Raw genomic sequence first — 25,638 nt, 5'->3', positions numbered from 1 at the left:
TATGCGACAATATATGGAAGAAATAAGGAAACGGAAGGACTTGATCGTCTATTTGATCAAATCCGGACTGAAAGCGGAGCACCGGAACAGTTATCTCGGCTATTTCTGGTGGCTTCTCGACCCGCTGCTCGGCGTGGTCGTCTACTACTTTTTGATCAGTTTTATACTCGGACGCGGCGGAGAAAACTTTGCCGTTTTCCTCGTCATCGGACTCGTTTCGTGGCGGTGGACGAATACGGTTATTAACAGTTCAGCAAGGTCTATTATCAGGTATGCCTCGATCATTAACCAGGTCTACCTGCCGAAGTCGATTTTTCCGATTACCAAAACCTTTTCCCAGCTCGTTAACTTTTCATTTGGACTCGTGATTGTGGCGCTGTTCCTGATCTTTTTCGGCGTTATGCCGGGATGGCAGGCGATTTACCTGCCGGTGATTATTCTTGTGCAGCTCGTGTTCCTGCTGTCGATCGGTCTGTTTCTGGCCTACATATCCGTATTTATCCGGGATATTGAGAATCTGCTGACGCACGTCACGCGGATTCTGTTCTACTCCTCTCCGATTATCTGGGAGGGCGGACGGCTTCCGGAGGAGTACCAGTGGGTGGTGGATATTAATCCAATCGCCCATATTGTCAATTCCTACCGGGACGTTCTGATGTACCAGCAGTCTCCGAACTTTCTTGCACTCTCCGTTATTCTCGGAGTCTCGGCGCTGCTCGTTTACGCCTTCCTTTTCTACTACAGCCGGAACGAGTACAAGATCATTAAAGCTCTTTAAATGAGGATGTGAAAGCATGAATGAAAAAGCAGCCCCGGAGGACCGCGAAGTCGTTATCGAAGCGAAGGGTCTCGGAGTTAAGTTTGATTCCGGAAACCGCACGGATGACTATAAATCATTTGCCCTCCGCTTTATTAAGCGGGAGAAGGATCCGAATGCTGGAGAAGCTTTCTGGCCGCTGCGGAATCTCAGCTTCAAAGGGTATAAAGGGGAAATTCTCGGCATTATCGGCTCCAACGGCTCCGGAAAGACGACCATCTGTAAAATGCTCTCCGGTATTCTTGAAAAGGACGAAGGGGAGCTCACCGTAAACGGCCGCGTCTCCGCACTGTTTTCGATGGGGATGGGCTTTGATAAAGAACTGACAGGACGTGAAAACGCCTATCTGAACGGGATGATGCTCGGAATATCAAAAAGCCGCATTAATGAGTTTATCGATGATATCCATGAATTTTCCGGTCTGGGAAAATTTCTCGACCGTCCGACAAAGACATATTCCACGGGGATGAAAGCGCGCCTTGGATTCAGCGTGGCCGCCCACCTGGAGCCGGAAATTCTGATTCTCGATGAAGCGCTCAATACCGGCGACGCCTCCTTCGGACAGCATGCTGCGGACAAAATGAAGGAGCTCGTCGAAAAAGCGAAGATGGTTATTCTTGTAACACACAGCCTGAAATACGCGCAACGAAACTGTGACCGGCTTATCTGGCTTGATAAAGGCGAGATCCGGGCCGACGGCGATCCGAGTGAAGTAACGGAGCTTTATAAAGAGTCCGTTCCCGAAAGGCAGCCTCGTGCCCAGAAGCGTCTCGATATCGAAAAAACCGAGACGACCATCAAGGACGAAACGATTGTGAAAGCGACCAATGTCGGCGTCCGCTACGATTTAAATAAAGAGGAATTCTGGGCCTTGAAAGAGAATTCTTTCTCTATAAAGGAAGGGGAGGTCGTCGGCATTATCGGCCATAATGGAGCCGGGAAGAGCACGCTCTGTAAACTGATGACGAACATCCTCACTCCGGATGAAGGCACACTCGAACTGAACGGGGAAACGACGTCGCTTCTCGGATATGGAACGGGATTCAATACCCAGCTTACCGGGAGGGACAACATTTACCTGAACGGGATGCTTCTCGGGATATCGAAAAAGAAAATTGATGAGGACTATGAGCAGATCGTCGAATTTTCGGGAATCCGCCGTGCGATTGATCAGCCGGTGAAGAATTATTCAAGCGGCATGCAGGCCCGTCTCGGCTTCAGTATTGCCGCGACGCTCAAGCCGGACATTTTTATTCTTGATGAAGCACTCTCAACAGGGGACATTGCTTTTAAGCAGAAAGCGAGTGAAAAAATTCAGGAGATGATCGAGATGGCAAAGTGCGTCATTATCGTCTCCCACAGCATGAGCTTTGTTGAAAAAATATGTACCCGCACGATCTGGATGGACCAGGGGCAGATCCTTTATGACGGCGACCCGCAGGAAGCGATCGCCCGCTATAAGGAAAAGTACAACGTGAAAAAGAAAGTCAGGCTGAAAAAGCGCCGAAAGTAGTGTTGCTGCACGAGCCTAATTCCAAGGAAAGCAGGGGGACTGATTCATGAACAGACTGCAGATGATGAAAAAAAACATAAGCGCCAGAATGACGAAAGAGCAGAGAGACCGGCTGAAGCAGGTTCTCCCATTTATCGGCCTGCCGACGGCAAAGGTCGAAACAGCGAAATGGAAGCTGAACAACCTCGGATTTACGGAGCGGGGCCTTCAGGATCTGGAAGATCTTTACGAGCATGCCAAGCAGCCGGTAATGAAGCGCTATGCAGCATTCGAACTGGCTCTCTGGCACGTGAATCAGTATACCGAAGAAGGGGCGGAGAAAGCGCTTGATTACCTTTCGGCTCTGCTGACAACAGAAGAGGACCAGGAGACGATCCGCCGCGCCTCCATTCTTGCAGCAGAAGCGATGGGGCGCCTGGACGTAATTGACCGGGCAGAAGCGATGCTGGATACTCTCATAAAAAGGAAGCCGCATCCCGACCTTTATCTGGCCCGTGCCAATACGCTCAAAAATGCGGAATCACGGATTTCCTATTTGAACAAGGTGTTCTCTAATGCAGGCCTGCTGAACGTGCAGCTTGATCCTGCTGTTCACAAGCAGCTTTCTGCCTACGACGCGCTTGAAGCAAGAGTGAAAAAAGAAATCGTCAATCAGCCGGCGCTGCGGGACGTGAAAGTGACCGTTCTCGTTCCGGTCTACCATGCGGAAAAAACACTGCAGACGGCCGTGCGCTCCCTGCAGGCCCAGACGTGGACGAATCTGGAAATCTTCATTATTGATGATGCCTCAAAAGACGGAACCGTCGAAGCGGCAGACGCCCTGGCCAAAAAAGATGCCCGTATTAAAGTCCTTCAGGTGGAAGAGAACGGCGGACCTTACGCTGCGCGCAACCTGGCTTTAAAGCAGGCAGAGGGCACGTTTGTCACAGTCAACGATGCGGACGACTGGTCCCATCCGGAGAAAATTGAAAAGCAGGTGCTGCATCTGCTTGCTCATGACGACGTGGTCGCCAACATGTCCCAGCAGGCACGTATGTTTGAAGACCTTTCCCTTCACCGCCGCGCGAGGCCGGGAGAATTTCTGTTTAACAATATGTCCTCCTTTATGTTCCGCAGAGAAAAAGTACTGGATAAGCTCGGTTCCTGGGACAGAGTCCGCTTTGCCGCAGACTCGGAGTTTATTTTCCGAGTCCGGCGCCTTTTCGGGGAACAGTCCGTTGTCGAGCTTGCGACCGGGCCGCTTTCTTTTCAGCGGCAGTCCGGAGAGTCTCTGACAGGAAACGAAGCTTTCGGACTCCCGAACTATAAAATGGGAGTACGCCGCGAATATGAGATGGCACATGATTATCATCATAAGCATGCCGGTTCGCTCTTCTACGACCCGTACCAGAAGGTGCGCCCGTTCCCCGTACCGGAACCGATGCTTTTGGAGCGCGAAGGAAAAGAAGGCGGCTTCAGGAAGTTTGACGTCGTTTTTGCTGCCGATTTCCGAGCAGCAGACGCGCTTCCGCTGGAGGAGATGCAGGCTGCACAGCAGGACGACAAACGGATCGGTCTGGTGCTGCTATACCGTTATAACAGTTCGCCGTTTCCTCACGTGCATCCCCGCTGGAGAAAGCTGATCAATAACGGAGCGGCAGAAATGCTCGTCTACGGGGAAAAAATCCGCACAGAGGAAATCCGCTTTCCGGATATAGAAGCGCTGCAGGAAAAACAGCGCTACGTGCCGCTGATCGAAGCCGGTAAAGCGGTGGTCACCGGAAAGGTTCGGAATAAAGACCGGGTGGAGGAAGCCGTACGCCGGTTGAGCGGTAAAGCACCTGAGTGGAACGAGTAAAGGAGGATTCTCATGCAGCCATCTCCGTTTTCCCGAGTACGGGCGCGGCTCCTCGGCAGTAAAATGACACGGCTGGAGCAGGAAAATAAGCAGCTGCGCCGCCGGATTTACGAACAGGAAGCAGCATCTCCGCCTCCGATACCGGAAGCGTCTCCGGAAGAGCTGGAGCATTTGAGAGAAACGGTCCGCACTGCCCGCCGCGAAGGAACGCTTTTTGAGCTGGCGGCTGACATTGCCGCGAAAAAGCAGCAGACCGGTTACTACTGCCGGGAGGCGATGCTCGAAGCGCTCAAGCAGGCTTCCGCTGAAGGAGAAACAGCTGAAGACCGCATGCGTCGGCTTTTGATGCCGGCATTTACAACGTCCGAGCTTCCCGAGCGGTTCGTGCGCGGAATTGAGCACCGGGCTGTGCCGTCGCTGGAGTCTCTTGCTTCCTTTCGGGGACAGCTCACCTCCCGCGTCAGGCGCCGGCAGAAAGGCCATCAGCTTCCGGAATGGGAACTTGATGATAAGCAGGTGTCCCGGCAGTTTGCTTCAGAAATCGGCCTCCGCGTACCGGAAGTCATTGAGAAAAACGCTCCGCTGGCTGCGCTTCCGCTGGAGGCGGGCACGGTCGTTAAACCGGCCGCCGGCGCAGGCGGCCGGGGCGTCTACATCCTCCGGTCGGAAACCGATATTTTGAACGCGAAAACGTCGGAGGTGCTGACCTCCACGGCTGAACTGAAAGAGATCATGCAGAAAGATCTGCAGCACGGCCGCGTTGCTGAAGACCGGTGGAATGTAGAGAAGCTCTATTATGCCGACGAAGATACGGGAGAGCCGGCCAGGGACATTAAGTGCTATACGTTTTACGGGAAAACGGCTCTGATTCTGGAAATTACCCGCAGTCCGGAGACGGCTTACTGCTGGTGGACACCGGACGGGGAGAGGGTTGATACCGGAAAGTATACCGGAAGCCTTATGGAAGGAAAAGGAATATTACGGGAGGAGCTTGATGCCGCTGCCCGTTTAGGCGCAGCACTTCCAGCGCCTTTCTGCCGCTTTGATCTTCTCCGTACGACAGAAGGACTTGTTTTTGGAGAATGCACCCCCAAACCGGGAAACTACGACCAGTTCAATGAAACAATCGACATTGCACTCGGAGAAGCGTTTCTGGACGCCGAAGAACGGCTGTTCCAGGATCTCGTTAACGGAGCATCCTATCCATACTGGAGGAATTTGTTATGAACCCAACATGGCCGCCGCATCTGCCCATAGAAGTCGTCCGTCAGGCAGAAGGCCCGCTTCTGTGCGGATACTTGATCGCCCTGGAAGGCTGGCGCCGGGGGCTTGACCTCCATTTCCACTCCAATAGAAGCAGGACATTTACAGACGTACCCGCCTGGTATACCCACCGGCCGGGGAGACTGTTTACACTTTCCAGCCCGGAGCGGACCGTCCGTTTTTTCCGCTCACGGGGAGACGGCGTTGCTCCGGAAACGGTAAAAGCCGGGGCCGATAAAGCAATCTCCAAAACGCACTTGGAAAAAGCAGGTGTCCCCGTCCCGAGCGGTGCCCCCATTTACGGGAAGGAAGATCTCGGGAAAGCAGCAGTCCGCCTGAACGGCCCATTTGTTCTGAAAGTGAGCGCAGGCAGTTTCGGCAGAGGAGTGCTGACGAACCTCGAAGCAGGTCCGGAGCTTGCAGAAGCTTATGAAGAGCTGAAGCAGGGACATGCCGGAGAGGAGATTCTGCTGGAAGAGCACGTGGAGGGGCCGGAATACCGGCTTTACGTTGTCGGCGAAGAGGTGGTCGGCGCCGTGCGCCGTGATCCCGCTTCGGTGACCGGGGACGGAAAAACTCCGGTGAGGACACTGATCGAGCGAAAAAACGAGGAGCGGAAAAAGAATCCGCGCCTGGCAACTGCGCTTATTACGATCGACCGTGCCCTGGAAGCGGAGCTTGAACGGCAGGAGATAACACTCGACAGCTGTCCTTCTGCAGGTAAAATCGTTCCGCTCCGCAGGCAGAGCAACGTTTCTCTCGGCGGCGACCCGGTAGACGTTCTGGATCAGCTTCCCGAAGGTATGAAGCAGACGGCTGTCCGGACGCTGAAAGCTTTCCCGGATTTTCCGCACGGAGGAGTGGATATTATCCATTCGCCGGAACGAGGTCCCGTCGTACTGGAAGTAAATCCAACGGCTCAGATTGCGCTTATGGTTTTCCCTATGGGCGGCACCGGCCGTGATATTCCGAAAGCGGTCATTGATTACTATTTTCCGGAAACGAAGCAGGCACCGCGTGCTTCTCATGCTTACTTTTCGCTTGCGGACAGCCTTATGGCTCTGGAAACAGGAGCTGCTGTAAGCTCCAGAGTACCGGACTGCCCGGCTGATATGCCGGACGGTCTCCACTGTCTGCTTGAAGGCTCTCTCCACGCGGCTGAGCGCGAACTTATCCGCACGAAAGCGATGGAGCTGCACGTAACAGGCTGGCTCAAACCGAAAGCGTCCCGCTGGCATCTGTATGCGTCCGGTGAAAACGCAGAAGAACTGGGGGAAGCGGTCCGGAAGATGACAGGTGAAGGAGCCTATCTGAGAACGGGTCCGGCTTTTATCACACCGGCTTTCACCGTTCATGAAAGCAGGGAAGATCTTCAGCGCGATACGAAGGAGCTCGGAATACTCATCCAGCAGACAGCCGGAAAACGCAGACGCACAGAAAAAGCACTTGCTGCACTGAAAAACAGCGCCGGACTGCCCGGCAGACTTCAGCAGCTTCTTATAAAGAGGAGGTCATAGCGGATGGAACAGACAAAGCCGGTCTGGCTGCCTCACCTGGAGGGAGCGGTGCCGCTCTCGGCAAAGGATAAAAAAATAAGTCTGTACACGATCGCCCTTGAAGGCTGGCGCAGAGGACTGGAGCTGACATTCTGGTCGATCCGCGGAGAGGACGGCGAATTTCAGCTCCGCTATCAGCTGACGGACGGCCGCAGCATCCACCAGTTCCAGGGATCAAAAGGAGCCTTCATTACCGATGAGGCGGATGCGGTCTGTGACGATAAGTCCCTGACAAACGAAGTGCTCCGCCGCAGCCATGTTCCCGTGCCCCACGGAAAAACGTTCGGGGAATCCGACAGCGATGGAGAAGTTACAGCCTATGCGCTCCATAAAGGCTTTCCGCTCGTATTAAAACCGACGAATGCTTCGGGTGGAAAAGGGGTGATCGTCAATATACGCGATGAAGCGACGCTCCGTCGCGCCGTCGCCTATGTCCGGCAGGAGCTGAACTTAAAACAGGTTATTGTGGAACAATTCGTCGAAGGGGAAGAGTGCCGCGTCATGGTACTGAACGGCGAAGTGCTCGGAGCGGTGCAGCGGCGTCCGGCAAGTGTTACCGGCGACGGAAAAAAGACGATCGCCCAGTTAATCGAACAGAAAAATGAAGACAGACAGCAGGTGCCTCATCTGTATCACCGGCCGATCAAGCTCGACCGGCAGTTTTACAACACGATGCACGCCTCCGACTGGAAGCTGCGCACCGTGCCGAAAGCCGGCGAGACAATTGTCGTCAAGCGCGTCAGCAATATTTCCGCCGGCGGAGATCCGGTGGACGTGACCGATCTTCTTTCCGAGTCGGTAAAAAATACAGCCGTGCGGGCCGCAGAAGCCGTGCCCGGCCTGCCTCACTGCGGTGTAGACCTGATGATGGATCCGGAGTGGAAGGAAGCAGTCGTGATCGAAGTGAATACAAAGCCCGGCCTTGGCTCACACCTGTTTCCGATCACCGGCAGAAGCAGGGACATTCCCGGGGCACTGATCGACTTTTATTTTCCGGACACAAAAGAAGCATCGCGCGCCGATTATGCATTTTTTGATCTGCGCACGATCGAAGCAGCGATCAAAGCAGCAGGCGCCTCCGAAATCACCGTGGCACCCGCACCTGAAGAGAAGCCGGATGTGCGCGTGATCGAAGGAACCGGCCCCGGAATCAAGCAGAAAAAACACCAGCTGGAACGATTCATAAAGGAGCTGCCTCTGATCGGCACGGTTCACATTAGAAAAAATAAGCAGATCAGCGCCAGGCTTGCCGGAGCGTCCGCTGACCTTGAAAAAGTCCCTCCTTTTCTGGAAGGGCTCGGGACGGAAAACGTCACCGTAGCAGCAGCTGAGGGACCGACGGCGAATGAGCTGACGTGGCTGGACGATACAAATCCTTCTTTCGCGGAAACATACGTCCACAGGCAGCGGCTTATGGAGGATTGGAAAGCAGAAGAGAAAGCAGCGGCGCGGACGGCACGGGAAGCAGCGAGCCTCCGCAGCAGACTGAAGAAACGATTCGGCAGAAAATAATCTGCCCGGACAAGGAGGAAAACAACGTGATACAGCAAACAACCTATCAGTGGCTTCCGCATTTAGAAGGAGCCGTACCTAAAGCAGGTCAGGGAAAAAGGATCAGCACGTATACCGTCGCACTCGAAGGCTGGAGACGCGGCCTCCGTCTCCGCTTCTACTCGGAATTTGATGAAGAGATGAAGCTGAAAGTCCGCTACTCTCTGAAGTATAAAGACGAAGAGCACCATTTCGCTCTGTCGAAAGGAGACCTTGTCACAGATGAAGCATTCGACATTTGTGATGATAAAGATTTGACGAAAAAATATCTCGCTAAAGCAAATGTACCGACCCCGCAGGGCAGAAAATTTCCTGCGGAAAGCTCCAATGAAGAAATTCTCGCCTACGGAAACGAACTCGGCTACCCGCTCGTGCTGAAGCCGGTGAGTGCAAACGGAGGCAAAGGCGTGTTTGCGAACGTTCGTGAAGAAGAGGTGCTGAAAGGAGCAATCGAGTACGTCCGCGATGAACTCGGTTATAAAGAAGTGATCATTGAAACCCACATTCCGGGAGAAAAGGAATTCCGCGTCATTGTGCTCGGCGAAGTAGTACTCGGCGCGATGCACCGGATTCCGGCGAACGTTGTCGGAGACGGAAAACGTACGATCCGGAAGCTGATTCTGGATAAAAACAAATTCCGCCAGCAGAATCCGCACCTGACGAGCCGGATGATCCGTATCGATAAAGAAGTGCTCTACATGATTGAACAGGCAGGCTACGAGCTGGACTCTGTTTTGGAAGAAGGAAAACGCATTTACCTGCGTGTGCAGAGCAACCTGTCCAACGGCGGCGATTCCGTTGATGTCACCGAAGAGCTCTCCCCGGCACTTGAACGCATTGCGATCGAAGCCACAAAAGCAATTCCGGGTCTTGTCCAGAGCGGTGTCGATATTATCGTGGATGATGAAACCGGGGAAGGACAAGTGATCGAAGTTAATTCCCGCCCCGGGCTCGGCGGGCACCTGTTCCCGATGATCGGTACGCCGCGAGACTTTGCGAAGTCGTTTATCGATTATTATTTCCCGGAAACGGCAGATTTTCCGAGGTCGAACCTGTATTTTGATTTCGATAATGTGATTGCACCGATTAAAAGCCGCTCAGCAACGATGGTGGAAGTTCCGAAGCCGCCTGAGGGAGAGCTATACGGAAAGTGCTATACGTTACGGGGGAAGGTACAGGGCGTCGGCTACCGTGCATGGATCAAGCGGGAGGCACTTCTGCGGGAACTCCACGGATATGCCCGCAACGAAGCAGATGGATCTGTTACTGTCGTTGTCTGTCATCCGAATAAAAAGAAAGTAAATAATTTTAAGAAGGTCGTTATTGAAGGGCCTGCAAAAGCAGAAGTAGAAGAAATTCTTGAAGAAGAGTGGACCAAACCGGTCCGCGTAGGCTTCGTCACAAAGCAGGCGAAGAAAAAATATTCAAAAGGCGACCACCGCGGCCTCTCCAAAAATGAATATAAACGTATAGCGAGAAAGTATGATCAGCTCGTTCACAGTACGACATGGAAAATGACGCTGCCCGTCCGGAAGACGCTTGATTGGATAAAAATTATTCTCCGTAAAGGAAAGAAGTGATGTAATTGAAGCAGGCTGCAGAAATTCTGTTTAACGATCTGTTGGAAAAAAGCGAAGAACTGCGGGATTTAGGGCTCAAAAATGAGGATTTCGACACGCTGGAAGGCCGATACGTGGCCTTTATAGCTGCTGCGGATAACAGCGGAAACCGGGCTTACGTCACTTATGGTACTTCTGAATCCGTTCAGGGAGCAGTTGAAAAAGCCTATCATGATTATTTGACGAACCGTCCATTTAAATTCAAACCGAAACATATAAAGCTGGACATTATTACGAAAGTTACTTCAGAAAATAACCTGACCGGAGGAGTCGAAAAGCATATTTATAAACACAACCGCGGTGTCAACGGTATCGCTTTCGGCCCGGGAATAAAAGCCGTATTTTCACCCCAGGAAGTGGAGTGCTACAAACTTATAGATGAGCAGAAACTTTCAATAGAAGCTGCTGAACGGGCGCTGTCGCAGCAGCTTTCAGCAGGGCAGGACTGGAAGCAGGCCGACGTGCTTTTTAAGTTTAAAACTGCCTCCGTTTATGTGAACAGTGAAGAGACAGTGGAGCTGGTCCGGGGACACCGGGTATTTGATTCTTTGACAAAACATTCTCTTCTCGAAGCAATTAATCTGGCAAAACATAACTACTTTAAGAAAGTCGTAAATGAAAAAGGGAAAATGACTTACATTTATGATCCGGCGCGCAACGAAAAGCCAGCTAAATATAACATTCTCCGTCATGCCGGAACGATTTATTCCATGCTGGAAACATATGAAATTGAAGCAGACGAGGAGATCATTCGTAAAGCAGAACTTGCTTTAAATTATATTGTAGAGGAAACAAAAGAAGTAAATGAAAACGGGGAAGACGCTCTCGTTCTCGTGGAGCGTGACGTGAATAAACTGGGCGGAAACGGCCTGCTCCTCGTAGCGCTTGCTAAATATATGAAATTGACGGGCAGCCGCCAGTATATCGATACGATGCAGAAATTAGCTGTCTGGATGACAGCGACCCAGAAAGAAAACGGGGATTTCGGTATTCACAAGCAGATTTTCAGCACGAAAGAAGTAACGGATTTCCGCTCCGATTTTTACACAGGAGAAGCGATTCTCGCGCTGGCCAATCTGTATGAGCTTGACGGGAACACGAAATGGCTCGACAGTGCCGAGCAGGCAACCGCTTATTTAGTGGAAACAGCGAATGCCGGAGCGACGCTGGAAACGGTGCAGAGTGATCACTGGCTGCTTTACGGCATCCGCGCGATCAGCAGGTTCCGACCGCGGGAGAGCTTCCGTCAACATGCAGAGCTGATGGCAGAATCGATTATGAAAAGCCAGTTCAGTGGAGAAAAGTACGATCTGGAATGGCAGGGAGGTTATCCTCCGCAGGAAGGCCGGAATCCGAAATCGGTACCGAACGCTTGTAAAACCGAAGGACTGGCGAACGTCTTTTATTTAACCGAGGATACGGAAATGAAGAAGCGGCTGGCGGATACGATTAAACGTTCCATTCAGTTTCAGCTTCAGATGCAGATCCGTCCGGAAAAGGCGATGTATTTTGAGAAGAAAGGTCTCTCAACGGGAGCTTTTCACAATAAGTTTAAAGTCATTGAACTCCGCAACGATTTTACACAGCATAACATTTCCAGTTCGATTGCCCTGTACCATATCATGAATGAATTGGAATAAGGAAGTTGTTCCGAATTCAGAGAAATTCTTCTCATCAAAATAGTGTTCCGGTATTCTCTATAAACAGCTTCTCTCTTTTTTCCTGCGCTCACCAGCGGATGCTTTCCGCTGTTTTTGGGGAAGTCCGGCTTCTCCAAAGAGAATCTTCCGACGTTGCTTGATCCCGACGGAGACCCCGCCGTTCGCTTAGGGAAAGGCTGCCTTGAAAATAAAGTAGAAAATCGATGAACGTGCGCTTTCGTTTCCATGGGGGCGCAGGGCCGGCCTCAGCTAATTCCTTCCTCCCTTCCGTCGGGGGCGGAGTGGGGCTCGTCCTTCATCGCCCTGTAGTCGCACCATGTGCCCTGCAGCTTACGGTAAAAAGACAGAGCAGGATCTTCAATCTAATAAAGAAAACTCTGCTTCATTTTTGGTATATAGATGAATGAATTTCATCATACATATTAGTACGGGTAAACACGAAGATTCGATAAGATCTCCGTTTCAAACGGATTCAGTCCCGCGGGCTGGTCTTCATGGAAACGAAGGCGGACGAGGACCAAAAAGGAATTCCTCATAATAGATGTATTATTCTCAAGGCAGCCTTCATAAAAAGAGATTCGTTTCCAGAAAGACAGGCCTATTATTTGGTTTACAAACATCGAAGCGGAAATATCCTCTGGAATAAGAGCGGAAGGTCGTACAGGACGTAAGCTCACCTGAAGATCTCCTCTAAAGCAGAGCCGCAGCTTCATCTTTTCCGAACGGCAGCACCGGAAAGAAGCAGAGTTTCTATGAAAAACAGGAGGGACGAATTATGCAGGAAAAACGGTTACTTTTCGCAGGAGATTTTTCCCTGGGAGACTATTACTTTCATAAACCCGGGCGTCAGAAACGTCTGGTACAACTGGAGGAAAACCCGCAGTCTTTTACAGCTGGTTTTAAAAAACTGGCTGGAAACCCGGATTTTTTTCTCATTAATCTGGAGACCGTTTTACTGGATCAGTCCTCCGAGGTTCCGGCTGAAAAAAAGCCGAAAAGCAGCTGGGACGATGCGGATCGGACAATGACGGAACTGAAGAGACTCGGTGTAACCCATATTACCTATGCAAATGATCAGGCAGGGCGTCATAGAGGGGCTTCGGAGAGCGTATCGCTTCTCGAAGCTGCTTCCTTCGACCTTCTTGGGTATGGAAAAGTAGAGAAAGAACTGCCTGCCCCTGTCATGAAAGCAGCAGACAAAAATATTTATGTGATCGCTGCTGTTATAGAGGAAGAAATGGATAAAAGGATCATCAAGTATCGGGCGGATACAGAAAAAGCAGGTGTGCATGTGAAATCGGTAGAGGAGATCAAAAAAGAGATCATCTCGATTAAAAACAATGATTCACATGCGTATATTATCGTTTCTCCTCACTGGATAAATCATGATTATGAAACTGCAGGCACGCAGCGTACTGTTATCGAACCGGCAAGAGAAGCGGCAGAAGCTGGAGCAGATCTGATTATAGGACATGGTACTCATGCTGCAGGCACGGTGGAAAAGCACGCTGGAGCGTATATCATTTATTCGACGGGGAATGCGGTTTACAATTCGTTTGGAAAATATGAGCAGTCGGAAACTCCCGCTTACAGTTGTCTCGCGGAAATTATTATAAAAGAAGATGAAAGCTTCTCTGTGGATATCAATCTGATTCCGTATCTTTCAAACAATAAAAAGACGGATTTTAAAACGAAACCTTTATCCCGTAAAGGGACCCAGCGCTTTCTCGATTATTTGACAGAAAACGCGCCTCCTGACAGTGAACCGGTTCAATTCAGACTGAATGATCAGGGTGCTGTAGAAGTGAGAGAATCCAGTAATCCGCTGACAACGTTTGGAATAAAAATAAACAGACCCGTTTATAAAAAATATAAAAGCGCCGGACTTCTTGATTCGATCAGCGCGGAGGAAATTGCAAAAGTGCAGATCTACTGGAAGCGGATTTACGGTAAAAATATCAACGTAACGATTCACGAGGCGTTCCGTAATCTGACGGGACGAACAGAGGAACGGCTCGTGCCATTTAACATTATGAAAGAAATTTTTATCCCCTATTTCAATACGGAAAAAACGATGAACATGTATAAGGATAAAAATATTTACGACAAGCTGATTCAAACGGAAAACAAACCGGCAACAGTCCTGAGGCGGATAAAGGGAGCCTATTTTGATGCCGATTATCAAATTCTGTCGGAAAAGGAGGCAGAAAACGTGCTTGTTGATCATGGGGAAGATATGATCATGAAGCCGACAACTACGAATAATGGTAAGGGCATCTATAAAATAAACGTAGTTGGAAAGGAATTATATTTAAAGGATGAAAGAATGAGTATTCGTCAATTGGAAGAGCTGCTGGGAAGGGAGTTTATCGTACAGGAAACGATCCGCCAGCATAAAATACTGGCTTCCCCTCATCCAAGCTCTGTAAATTCATTAAGAATGGTGACGCTGCGCTGGAAGGGGGAGATTCATTATCTTCTGACGTTTGCCCGTTTTGGGGCCGGGGGAAGTGTGAAAGATAATGCTGGAGCAGGCGGCCTCTGTGTTGGAGTAAATGATGAAGGGCAGCTGCTGTCCTTCGGAGTAAATGAACATGCGGTTAAATATACCGAACATCCGACGAGCGGCTATTCGTTTGCAGAAACGGAAGCGGTTATCCCGGATTTTGCTCTCTTTATAGATTTCGTGAAAGAGCTGCATGAACAGGTCCCGTATCACGATTATATATCCTGGGATATTGCGGCAGGGGAAGATGGAAAGCCTGTCTTTATCGAAATGAACGTCCACGGAGTGACCTGGCTGTACCAGCTTGCTTCGCAGAAACCGATTTTCGGTGATTTGACAGAAGAAGTTGTTTCTCATATTACGAAAAGGATAATTAACAATAAAACGAATGAAGAAGTTTCCGTCCGATAAAATAAACCGCCCTGAATAAAGGCGGTTTATTAGACAAAAACATGAAAGCGCTGCCGGGATTGGCATGAACTTGTATAGTAGAATGATAGAATGTTAGTACACAGGAGGTAAGTGACGTGAGTAAACAATATACTGAACATAACGCAAAGTCCGCAGGTCCACTTTTGAAAGTCGGCATGCTTCGAAGGCGGACCAAACCTTCTAAATCTGCAAGATCCGTAGCCGTAGCCTGCAGCCATTATGGGATTGAGTTTTTTTATTTCAGACCCCAGGACGTGAACATGGAAAGTAAAAAAATAAATGGCTTTTTTTTAGTAAGAGATGAATGGGTACGTAAAAGCGTGGATTACCCTTCAGTAGTCGATAATTCTCTCCCGACGAAAGACACGAAAGAGCTGCACGAAGAACTTGAAAAGCATTGTATTATGACCACACATAGAATCGGGTCAAAAAATGAGATATATGAGATGCTGGAAAAAGACGGTACATTTAAACATATATTGATTCCATACAGAATGGTTCATTCTAAGAAAGATATCGATGATTTCCTCACAGAATACAAGGAAGTTATTTTGAAGCCGTCGAAGGGAAATCAGGGTAAACGCATTTATGAGGCGGAAAAATCAAACGATGGGTATAATCTTCATACAGACAGGAAATCAGAATTATTGTCGGAAAAAGAGATGGAAACCATGACAGAAGAACAGTTTAAAAAACGTAAATACCTGGTCCAGCCATTTATTAAATCCCGCACGAAGGAAGATCATCCATTTGATATTCGGATACACACGAGACGGGCTAAAAATGGGAAGTGGAAGTGGATTACCCTTCTTCCGAGAATTGGGATGAGTAATGCAATCACATCCAATGTAAATCAAGGAGGAGCAGTCAGCGAATGGGATTCTTTCTTGGAGGTTCAGTTTGGGGACAGAGGTCAGGAAATTAAAAAAAATCTGATTGATATTGCTGAAAATCTCCCTCCCTGTGTGCAGCAGTTTTACGATTTTCCAATTGATTCGATGGGGATAGATATTGGCATTGAGCCGAATGGAAGTTTATGGTTTTTTGAAGTGAATACTTCACCCGGGACAAAATTTTTCGAATTGGAAATTGCTGAAGCAAGAGCACAGTATTATGAATACCTCGAAGAAACGTCTGCAAAAATTCCAAAAGCTGAAACAGTAAAAGAAAAACCATAATAAAAAAATTAATTCAGCAGGCCGGGTGAAATAGTCCCGGCTTTTTGTTTTGAAATCGCTGGAATATAGTTTCATGCTTTCGACTTTCTCCTTAGAGACTTTTATCAGGATTAAATAAAAACCCGCTGCAATAAGCGGGAAGCTCATCTGTGAAAAAACGCCCACGGCGGGAAGCAGCCGGACAAATATCTTCAAAATGGAGAGCGCTTTTTTAGGTCGTACTGAATCTCTTTGTAACATTTCCTCCCAATTGTCGTCTGTTACTTTAACGTATCAATTTCCCAAAAAAAGTAGCATACCTCCCCTAAAACCACTATAATGAAAAGAGCATGAACAACGCTGCAATAGTGGATGCAATGGGGGATATAGAGAGAGGTTTTAACATGTATAGCATGGCTGACACCAGGAAACATAAATTTCTAATTATTTTAGGGGATTTACTTTGTATTTTAATTGCCTATATCAGCGCGTTTTATATCCGTTATCTCGATTTTCCGGGCCGGAACTGGGATGCGTTTATTTCACTTCTTCCGTGGATTCTGCTGATCGGGCTGTTTTTCATTTCTGTCTATGAGCTTTACAGCCTGGACCGAAAGCATACTTTAAGCGATATCGTCCGCAAAATTCTTGTGGCAACAGCACTCATGACGTTTTTCACGATGGCTGCGTCCTACTTGTTCCGCGAGTTCGCAATGCCGCGTTCGGTCGTCCTGATTGCGAGCGTGTTCACGGTGTTCCTTATGGTAATTTTCAAAGTTCTTTACTTGAAAGTAACGCGGGGCAGTAAAATCGGCAAGGTGCTTCTCATCGGGGATGGGGAAAGTACGTCGAAGCTGCTTTATAAAATCCGCCACCCGATGCTGAAAGGCACAGAGGTGCGGCACGTATCGGAACATATTCCGATGGAGGAGCTTCATTACTATTTGGATGAAGTCGACTTTGTCGTACTGGCAACAGATATTTCCAAAGAGAAAAAATCACAGATCATTTACTATGCGATGGAGCGGAATAAAGTTGTTTATGTGATTCCGGAGCTGTACGAACTGCTGCTGCAGAAATCGACGACTTCTCCGATGGAGGATACGCTCGTTATGGGGGTGCGTCCTTTCCTGCTCACGTGGGATAAGGTGTTTCTCAAGCGCGTGTTTGACTTTCTGTCATCGCTCACACTTATCATACTCGCATCGCCGGCGCTTATTATTACGGCAGTAATGGTTAAACTGGAAGATCCAAAAGCAGATATCATTTATTCACAGGAGCGGCTCGGGAAAAATAACCGGCCGTTTACGATCTACAAATTCCGTTCGATGATTCAGGGAGCGGAAAGCACAACCGGTCCTATTCTTGCGTCATCCGATGACAAACGGATCACGAAAGTCGGCAAGCTTATCCGGTCCACACGTCTTGATGAGCTGCCGCAGCTTTTTAACGTGTTAAAAGGCGACATGTCCCTGGTCGGTCCGCGGCCGGAGCGGGAGTTTTTCATTAAGGAGCTCACGCAGAAGTATTACCACTATAGCTACCGGAACCGTGTAAAACCCGGGATCACCGGGTATGCGCAGGTTATGGGGAAATATACGACGGATGCAGAGGATAAGCTCCGCTTCGACCTTTACTATATCCGCAACTACAGTCTCTGGCTTGATATCATTATTCTGTTAAAAACGTGCCTTGTCGTTTTCGATAAATCAAAGTCGGAAGGGGGATGGGATGATCAGTCTAAAAAGCTGGAACTTCCGGAAGAGAATAAGAAAGACGATCCATCAAGAAGAAAGAATTCATCGCTGAACTTTTAGATTCGGTTTGAAGAAAGGGCTTTTTATATGCAGACTATTTTTGTAACAGGCGGAGCCGGATTTATCGGTTCCCACGTCGTTGAGCGGCTGCTCTCACGTGGGGACCGTGTCGTCGTTTACGACAGCCTGACGACCGGAACGGCTGGCAATATTCCGCCGGAAGCGCTGTTCATTAAAGGGGATATCCGCGATAAAGAGCTTGTAGAACAGTCAGTTGCCCGTCATCAGCCGGACGGCATTATTCATCTGGCGGCGCAGAGTAAAGTCGGTCCGTCGCTCGAAAAACCGGAAGAGGATCTGTCTATCAATATTCTAGGTACTGTCCATATGCTCGAAGCAGCGAGAAAGACGGGGGTAAGCCGGTTCGTTTCTGCCTCTTCCGCGGCTGTTTACGGGGATGTGGACAGACTTCCGATTATGGAAGTGTCTCCGAAAGAGCCGCTCTCTCCGTATGGAACTTCAAAGCTTGGAGCGGAGCAGTATATTCAGTCCTATGCGAGGCTTTATTCAATCCGCACCGCTGCGCTTCGCTTTGCGAACGTCTATGGACCTCGGCAGACCGTCGACACCGAAGCAGGGGTTATTACGATTTTCTGCGAGGCTCTTCTTGCAGGAAGGCAGGTATATATTCAGGGAGACGGCGGGCAGACACGCGACTTTGTCTACGTAAAAGACGTGGCAGAGGCTGTCATTGAAGCTCTTAATAAAGAAACGGTCCGCGGTGTTTATAACGTCAGTTCTGAGACGCAGACGAGCATTAACGAGCTTCTTCAGCAGCTGAGCCGTGCAGCTGGAAAAGATCCTGAACCGGATCACGGAGACCCCCGGCCGGGTGATATCCGCCACAGCTTTCTTTCGTATCAGCGCCTTCACGAAGCAGCCGGCTGGAGTCCCAAGGTGTCTCTGGCGGAGGGGCTTAAGAGGACGATGGAGTATTATCAGCAGAAATAAAGGCCGCCTTTGGACGGCTTTTTTTGTTTGGGTCTCCGGCAGGTATAGAGAAACCGGAGTTGAAGACAAGCCCCACGGCAGGCTTCCGCCGGTAAGCGGAAGAGAAAATACAAGGAATAGAATACATATACTTCTTTCTTTACTTAATCAACACTCTAAAGCTCCATGACGGTTTGGCGTCATGGAGCTTCTCTTTTCTTTTACGTTACTTGCGGTCAAGCTGCTTTTTCTTCGTCCATCGGCTCTTTCCGGTCGACGATGACCGCAGCGGAAGCGTCACCGATAACGTTGACAGAAGTACGGAACATATCAAGAATCCGGTCAATACCGGCAATCAGCGCAATGCCTTCAAGCGGCAGTCCGATATTTGTCAGTACGAGCGTGAGCATAATCAGACCGGCACCGGGAACGCCGGCTGTACCGATGGAGGCGAGGGTTGCGATGAGAACCACCGTAAGCAGCTGCATGACACTGAGATCGATGCCGTAAAACTGGGCGATGAAGATGACTGCCACGCCTTGATAAATGGCGGTGCCGTCCATGTTAATTGTCGCTCCGAGCGGCAGGACAAAGCTGCTCGTTCCTTTTGAAACACCGAGATTTTCAGTCGTATTTTTAATGGTGAGCGGAAGCGTGCCGGCACTGCTTGCAGAACTGAAAGCAAAAATCGCAGCCGGCGCAATTCCTTTAATAAACGTAATCGGACTCATTCTGCCGAGTGTTTTTACAGCGATGCCGTACGTAACGACAACGTGGATCACACATGCGGCAATCATGGCGAGTATGACCTGCAGCAGAGGCAGAAGCACACCTAGACCGTGAGTTCCGATAATCGGTGCGACAAGGCCGAATACCCCGATCGGAGCGAGCATGATGACGAGTCCGGTAATTTTAAACATCACTTCCGAGAAGGCTTCGAAAAAGGTCAGTACCGGACGGGCTTTTTCTCCGACTGCAGAAATGGCAACCCCTAAAAACAGCGCAAAGAAAATAATCTGCAGAATATTCCCTTCGACGAGAGATTCAAATGGGTTGGTTGGAATAATGTTTAAGAGCGTATCGACAATTCCCTCCGTGCCTTCGGTTTCGGCAGCGGATTCGTCTATGCTCTCCGTCGGAATGTCGACTCCTTCTCCGGGAGAAAAAAGAAAGCCCATTCCGAGACCGAGCGAGATTGCAATGGCGGACGTCACGAGGTAATAGGCGACGGTTTTTCCACCCATGCGCCCGACACGCTTCAAGTCCCCGTGTCCAGCCACCCCGACGACGAGCGTGGCAAGAATGAGCGGTGCGATAATAAACTGAATCAGCCGGAGAAAGGCATCCCCGAGCGGAGAAACAACCTCAATCGATGGACCGACGACCGCGCCGAGAATCACCGCCAGCACAAAGGCGATAAAAATCTGCGTAAGAAAATTAATCTTCATTATGTATTCCCCTTTCGATAAATAAAGTCCAGCCGGCCGCAGCTTGCTGCTGCCTGTGAAGCAGCGGTTTTCCAACGGGACTTGGTGAATGTTTTCACAAACATTTATTTTTAGTATATCACCATTACTCTCCGGGTGTACAAATTTTTTCGATAAAGTTGTGGGAAGGGAGAGGACGGGGGACCGGAAATGGCGGAATTATTGAGAAGTGGTGAAATTATCGTGGGTTATGGTGGAATTATGCCGTCGAGTAGTGGAAATAACATGAGGAGCGGCAGAAATACACGGAGAAACGGTGGAAATACGACCTTACACCCTCCCTCAGCGTCTGCTGAAGCAGCCCATTCAGTTACCCAAGGCCGTTTTTCACTTAAAAACGTCTGAAAATAGGAGAATAGCCGGCTGAATATGTGGCTGAACTTTATGCGGCGGCAATCACAGGCGTGCTTTTACAACATTTCCCGTTGTGCAGGCATTTATACATTCATTTGTTAAAAAGGGGAATATAATTAAGTATACATCTGAGCGGAAATCTCATTGAGGCTTCTTTCTTTATCATAACGTACACCCATCTCCATAGACGAAATTTTTTGTATCCGATAGGCTGTGTTCTTTAAGTACAAGAAAAAGCATTTCAGGAAAAGATGCTTTTTTTCCTGTTGCCTGTGATCAAAAGGGAGGGGTCTCTGGTGCATAAAGAAGGAAAACTGCTGGAAATTGAAGGACTGCGGGCTGTGGCAGCGGTGCTCGTCATTCTTTACCACTACTGGATTGGCGGAGTTTCCGGAGGCGTGGATATCTTTTTTATCGTATCCGGATTTTTGATCACGACGATACTTGTCAAAATGTATCACAGGGATGGGAGAGTGGACGTTGCCGGCTTTGTGGTGAAACTGTCCCAGAGGTTATTTCCACTTGGATTTTTGGTGCTGTTTGTGAACGCAGTATTGAGTGTCCTGATACTTCCGCAGACGATGTGGAGCCAGCTTACAGATGAAATTATCGCTTCTGCTGCTTATTTTCAGAATATCCATCTAGCTGTGACCTCGACCGATTACCTGGCACAGAACTTTGAAGCGTCCTCCTTTCAGCATTTCTGGGCGATGTCGATTCAGGGACAGTTTTATTTAATATGGGGGCTTACTTTTTTCGTGACGCTTCTTGTTTTAAAATGGACGAAGAGCACCCTTCCGCTTCCTAAAGTATTAACCTGGGTTTTCGCTCTGTTTACAGCAGGATCTTTCAGCTTTTCCTTATACTTAACGGGCGTTAATCCGGAAGGAGCTTATTTTAATACGCTGACCCGCGTATGGGAGTTCGGATTAGGCGGACTTCTCGCTCTTTGCATAACAAAAATACGAGTGAATAGAAAAGTGGGGTTTGTGATGGGATGGGCAGGACTGCTGCTTCTGCTGCTTTCCGGTCCGCTCGTCGGGCTGACTCAGAACTTCCCTGGTTGGGCCGCGCTTCTTCCGACAACCGGCGGCGTACTTATTATTTTAAACCGAAACTATGAAGACACATTTACAGCTAACCGGCTGCTTTCAGCTCCTGTAATGACGAAAATCGGCGGTTTATCCTACGGGCTTTACTTATGGCACTGGCCGCTGCTGATATATTACTATGAGATTACGGGCAATACGTCGGTTACATTATGGGGTGGAATGCTGCTGATCGGGCTTTCTTTTCTCCTTTCGTATGCCAGTGTAAGATTCATTGAAAATCCGATCCGCTTTCGAAAAGGCATGCGTACGAAATCTGCCAGCGCGGTTGTTTCCGGAATGATTGCACTGCCGGTTGTGCTGTTTGTGGCCGGATTTTCCTTATACGTAAATTTCCTTGAGCAGTCGGCAGCTGAGAGCATTGGAGATGAATCCCACCCCGGCGCCCAGGTACTCGCTCTCGGAGTGGAAGATACTTTTGAACAGGACGATATTATTCCGATCCCCGCGAACGCTCGTGAAGAAATGCCGTTTGTGTATGAGGAAGGGTGTCATCAGACAGAAGAAGATTCAGAAGTCATCGTCTGTACTTTCGGGGAAGAAGACAATCCGGAAGCGGAAATTGCTTTGGTCGGCGGTTCGCATTCTGCCCATTGGATTCCAGCTTTTGAAGAATTCGTCGAAGAACATAATCTGAAAGTTTATTCGATAACGAAGAGCGCCTGCCGCTTTAGGAATCCTGAAGATGAAGAAGAAAGCTGCGCTGAATGGAACGAGAGATTGATGGAAGAAATTATAGAAATTAATCCGGATCTTGTTTTCACAACGGCTGATGCCGGATCTTCTCCAGGGAGGGTGCCTTCGGGTTACAGAGAACGATGGGAAAAGCTCGCAGAAGAAAATCTGCGTGTATTTGCGATAAGGGATAATCCGTGGTTCCCTGAAGATGTTCCCGTTTGTTTAGAACGAAACGGGCCAGAAGCGGAGGAGTGTTCCGTTTCAAGAGACGAAGTGCTCCCGGAACCAAGTGCGTGGGAAAAGCTTGGGGACGAGCAGCCGGAAAACGTGTACTATGCCGATCTCAGTGACTACTTTTGCGGCGACGACACATGCGGTCCTGCTTATGGAAATGTCATGGCTTACAGGGACTCCCACCACATCTCTGTGCCGTATGCCCGAACCCTCGCTCCTTACTTGGAGGAGGAAATACTGGAGGCATTGGAGTTTGATCGGTGAATAGGAACATGTGCCGTAAATGCTGGTGAAGTGCTGTAGAAAATAGCAGAATTACCAAATCCAACGGCGGAAATACAGAGAAGAGCGCAGAAAAACATTATTCTTTTTCTCTAGCTTTGTTAAAGTCTGGGCTTTTACGTGAACGTAGGAATAACAAGAAGAATATTTAATAAATTCTAATGAAACGAATATCAATTATCTATGAAAGTCTGTTCTATCGGGTTTTTCAGTAGAAGAACTCCTCAAGAAAAATTAGCAGAAAAACGTATACCCTTTTTTACGTAAGAGCCAAGTCTGATGTTGATGAAAGTATAAACTTTGCTGCGGCTCTGCCGTGGCTTTGTTTTTTAACTTTACAAATCCTTCGTTCAAATAGATGGCCGTCTTTTTTTGTATTCAAAAATCCAAATGAAGTGGAAACATGCCTAAAAACAAGAAAAACAGAGGTCCCATGAACAGTTCAGGTGGCAGCAGACGAGTACCGAGACAAGATTAAGAAAAATTTTCTGGAATAATCTATAACAAAACCTAAAACACTGCTTGACATGTAACCGGTTACATATTAGAATTTCATGTAACCGGTTACAGAAAATGAAGGAGAGACAATTATGCCGACAATTAAAGATGTGGCGAAGCAGGCCGGTGTGTCAGTAGCAACTGTCTCACGGGTTCTTAACAAAAAAGGATACGTGAGCAAAGAAGCTGAGAAAGCTGTTTCGGCAGCTATTAAAAAACTGGATTACCGGCCGAACGCCGTAGCACGATCTTTATATCATAAAACATCCGGTATGATTGGTCTCGTACTTCCCGATATCAGCAATCCGTTCTTCCCGGAGCTCGCCCGGGCAGTAGAGGACGTAGCCCTTGCCTATGGATACACGGTGGTTTTTTGTAACACAGATGAGGAAGTTGAGAAAGAACAAAAATATTTTGAAGCATTAAAACAAAAATATGTAGACGGAATTATTTTATCCACGAGCAGTCAGGAACAGGAAGCCTATCATCAGCTGGATCTTCCGCTAGTTGCCCTGGACCGTATACTTGGTGAAAATATCCCTACGGTCGTTTCCGAAAATAGAAAAGGGGCAGAATTAGCCGCAACCCACCTGCTTGATAATGGGTGCAGACATCTTGCACATCTGAGGGGTCCGGAGGGAGTAGGACCCGCTGATGAAAGATATGAAGGTTTTATGGAAGTTGTGAGAAGAGAAAAAATCCCCTACATCATCAAGAATGCGGGATTTGACATGGAGAAGGCTAAGCAGACAACGCTGAAATTGATTCGTTCCAATCCTTCTATAGATGGAATTTTTGCAGGCAGTGACATTACTGCAGCCGGTGCTATGCATGCTCTCGCAATATTAGGAAAGAAAGTACCTGATGACGTAAAGGTCATAGGGTTTGATGGAATTCCGCTTGGCAGCATGCTGGTCCCGGGACTGACGACGATCGAACAGCCTATTTATAAAATGGGAGCACTAGCAGCCCGGCTGTTGATCAAGCAAATCGAAAAAAACCCACACGATAAGATTTATCACGAACTTCCTGTAAAACTTATTGTAAGAGGAACGACAGAGGAGGTAAAAAATGACTGGAAAAGTGACGGTAGTCGGGAGCATTAATGTCGACATGGTGACGACTTCGGAAAAAATGCCGAAGCAGGGAGAAACGATTCTTGGAGAAGCATTCCACACCGTACCCGGGGGGAAGGGAGCAAATCAGGCCGTGGCTGCTGCCAAACTTGGAGCTGATGTTACGATGCTCGGAAAAGTTGGAGAAGACGCAATTGGGAAAGAAATGATTGCAAATCTGCAAAAAGAAAAGGTTTGTACGGATTATGTGGAACCGGTTACAGGCATCAGTACAGGGGTTGCTACCATTCTTCTATCAGGAGGAGATAACCGTATCATCGTAACGCCGGGAGCCAATTTGAAGGTTACTCCAGAGTATGTAAGGCGCCATGAAAAAGTTCTCAGGGAAAGTGATATCGTACTCATTCAATTTGAAATTCCTCTCGAAACGGTCGAAGAAGTGCTGAGAATTTGTGAAGCGCATCAGGTGCCGGTAGTTATTAACCCTGCACCTGCCCAAAAGTTGAAGAAGGTTTTCTGGGAGAAAGCGACTTGGATAACTCCGAATGAAACGGAAAGGGACGAACTGTTTGATGGACATACCTTTTCTAATAAAATGATCGTCACGCTCGGAGGAGAGGGAGTTTTGCTGCCGGGAGCTGAAACAGTTATTCCAGGATTCTCTGTTACTGCTGTGGATACGACGGGAGCTGGAGATACGTTCAATGGAGCTCTTGCTTCTTCCCTTGCTGCAGGAAAGCCTGTTACAGAGGCCGTCTCATTTGCCAACGCTGCTGCAGCTATATCCGTAACGGAATTTGGCGCTCAGGGTGGTATGCCTTTGAAAAAGGCGGTAATGCAATTATTGGAAAAGGGAGGTCCGTATGCAGAAAAACGGAATACTTAATCGTGATATAGCAGGTATCCTGGCGAAACTCGGTCATACAGATGAGATTGTTATAGCGGACTGCGGCCTTCCTATTCCGGATGATGTTCTGTGCATCGATGTGAGCCTTCGTTTGGGATATCCGGATTTTGCAGAAATTTTTAAACTTTTGATGAAGGAGATGCAGGTTGAAGGACTTGTGGCGGCCGAAGAAAGCAGTACCAGCAATTCAAAAGTTACTCAGATAATAGAACATCAACAGCTTTTTCTTACTTACATTCCACATGAGTTATTTAAAGAGCGGACACGAAAGGCAAAAGTAATTATCCGCACTGGTGAGAACACTCCATATGCCAATGTAATTCTTCAGGCAGGGGTTATATTTTAAGGAGGTGA

At 48.7% G+C, this 25,638-nt stretch carries 17 protein-coding genes; 16 read left to right on the top strand and 1 reads right to left on the bottom strand.

The annotated features are described in order from the left end of the window. The first annotated feature begins 1 nt into the window (after position 1). The 12 genes from FTX54_RS14815 (at position 2) to FTX54_RS14760 (ending at position 18,680) form a co-directional block, all read left to right on the top strand. Positions 2-778 (top strand): ABC transporter permease, encoded by a 777-nt coding sequence (locus FTX54_RS14815; protein WP_147803688.1) that lies wholly within the window; start codon positions 2-4, stop codon positions 776-778. A 16-nt stretch (positions 779-794) separates the two neighbouring features. Further along, a complete protein-coding gene (locus FTX54_RS14810; protein WP_147803689.1) occupies positions 795-2,330 on the top strand; it encodes an ABC transporter ATP-binding protein in 1,536 nt (511 codons plus the stop codon). 46 nt (positions 2,331-2,376) lie between these two features. Beyond that, positions 2,377-4,167: a glycosyltransferase family 2 protein gene (locus FTX54_RS14805; RefSeq protein ID WP_147803690.1), complete on the top strand. Its 1,791-nt coding sequence runs from the start codon at positions 2,377-2,379 to the stop codon at positions 4,165-4,167. A gap of 12 nt (positions 4,168-4,179) precedes the next feature. Next, positions 4,180-5,394 carry an ATP-grasp fold amidoligase family protein gene (locus FTX54_RS14800; RefSeq protein WP_147803691.1) on the top strand — a complete coding sequence of 405 codons (1,215 nt, stop codon included), beginning with the start codon at positions 4,180-4,182 and terminating at the stop codon, positions 5,392-5,394. Further along, positions 5,391-6,947, top strand: coding sequence for a hypothetical protein (locus FTX54_RS14795; protein WP_147803692.1), 1,557 nt, complete (start codon positions 5,391-5,393; stop codon positions 6,945-6,947). The genes FTX54_RS14800 and FTX54_RS14795 overlap by 4 nt, the downstream gene beginning before the upstream one ends. A gap of 3 nt (positions 6,948-6,950) precedes the next feature. After that, positions 6,951-8,498, top strand: coding sequence for an ATP-grasp domain-containing protein (locus tag FTX54_RS14790; protein WP_147803693.1), 1,548 nt, complete (start codon positions 6,951-6,953; stop codon positions 8,496-8,498). A 26-nt stretch (positions 8,499-8,524) separates the two neighbouring features. Continuing rightward, on the top strand, positions 8,525-10,117 hold the full coding sequence (locus FTX54_RS14785; protein WP_147803694.1) for an acylphosphatase: 1,593 nt from the start codon (positions 8,525-8,527) through the stop codon (positions 10,115-10,117). Between the two features lie 5 nt (positions 10,118-10,122). Continuing rightward, entirely contained in the window at positions 10,123-11,796 is a 1,674-nt protein-coding gene (locus tag FTX54_RS14780) for a hypothetical protein (RefSeq protein ID WP_147803695.1), read from the top strand. Between the two features lie 796 nt (positions 11,797-12,592). Then, positions 12,593-14,734, top strand: coding sequence for a sugar-transfer associated ATP-grasp domain-containing protein (locus FTX54_RS14775; RefSeq protein ID WP_147803696.1), 2,142 nt, complete (start codon positions 12,593-12,595; stop codon positions 14,732-14,734). Positions 14,735-14,850: 116 nt separating this feature from the next. Continuing rightward, on the top strand, positions 14,851-15,933 hold the full coding sequence (locus tag FTX54_RS14770) for a YheC/YheD family protein (protein WP_147803697.1): 1,083 nt from the start codon (positions 14,851-14,853) through the stop codon (positions 15,931-15,933). A gap of 383 nt (positions 15,934-16,316) precedes the next feature. Next, positions 16,317-17,729, top strand: coding sequence for an exopolysaccharide biosynthesis polyprenyl glycosylphosphotransferase (locus FTX54_RS14765; protein ID WP_147803813.1), 1,413 nt, complete (start codon positions 16,317-16,319; stop codon positions 17,727-17,729). Between the two features lie 27 nt (positions 17,730-17,756). Beyond that, positions 17,757-18,680, top strand: a complete 924-nt coding sequence (locus FTX54_RS14760; RefSeq protein WP_147803698.1) for an SDR family NAD(P)-dependent oxidoreductase — start codon at positions 17,757-17,759, stop codon at positions 18,678-18,680. A gap of 215 nt (positions 18,681-18,895) precedes the next feature. Here FTX54_RS14760 and FTX54_RS14755 read toward each other — a convergent pair whose 3' ends face one another. Further along, positions 18,896-20,107 (bottom strand): dicarboxylate/amino acid:cation symporter, encoded by a 1,212-nt coding sequence (locus FTX54_RS14755; protein ID WP_147803699.1) that lies wholly within the window; start codon positions 20,105-20,107, stop codon positions 18,896-18,898. Positions 20,108-20,796: 689 nt separating this feature from the next. Between FTX54_RS14755 and FTX54_RS14750 the strand changes: the two genes are divergently transcribed. The 4 genes from FTX54_RS14750 to rbsD all read left to right on the top strand — a co-directional run bounded on the left by FTX54_RS14750 (position 20,797) and on the right by rbsD (position 25,630). Next, on the top strand, positions 20,797-22,785 hold the full coding sequence (locus tag FTX54_RS14750) for an acyltransferase family protein (protein WP_187254533.1): 1,989 nt from the start codon (positions 20,797-20,799) through the stop codon (positions 22,783-22,785). A 608-nt stretch (positions 22,786-23,393) separates the two neighbouring features. Next, the gene (locus FTX54_RS14745) at positions 23,394-24,407 is read left to right on the top strand and encodes a LacI family DNA-binding transcriptional regulator (protein WP_147803701.1); all 1,014 of its coding nucleotides are present in this window, start codon (positions 23,394-23,396) and stop codon (positions 24,405-24,407) included. After that, a complete protein-coding gene (gene rbsK / locus FTX54_RS14740) occupies positions 24,373-25,263 on the top strand; it encodes a ribokinase (RefSeq protein WP_147803702.1) in 891 nt (296 codons plus the stop codon). Before FTX54_RS14745 ends, rbsK begins: the two co-directional genes overlap by 35 nt. Further along, complete coding sequence (gene rbsD, locus FTX54_RS14735) at positions 25,241-25,630, top strand: D-ribose pyranase (RefSeq protein WP_147803703.1); 390 nt, start codon at positions 25,241-25,243, stop codon at positions 25,628-25,630. The genes rbsK and rbsD overlap by 23 nt, the downstream gene beginning before the upstream one ends. The last annotated feature ends 8 nt before the right edge of the window (positions 25,631-25,638 follow it).

The organism is Alkalicoccus halolimnae, assembly GCF_008014775.2.
GTDB classification, from domain to species: Bacteria; Bacillota; Bacilli; order Bacillales; family Salisediminibacteriaceae; genus Alkalicoccus; species Alkalicoccus halolimnae.
The sequence above is the reverse complement of the archived record's forward strand: the minus strand, read 5'-3'. Positions and strand labels throughout refer to the sequence as shown.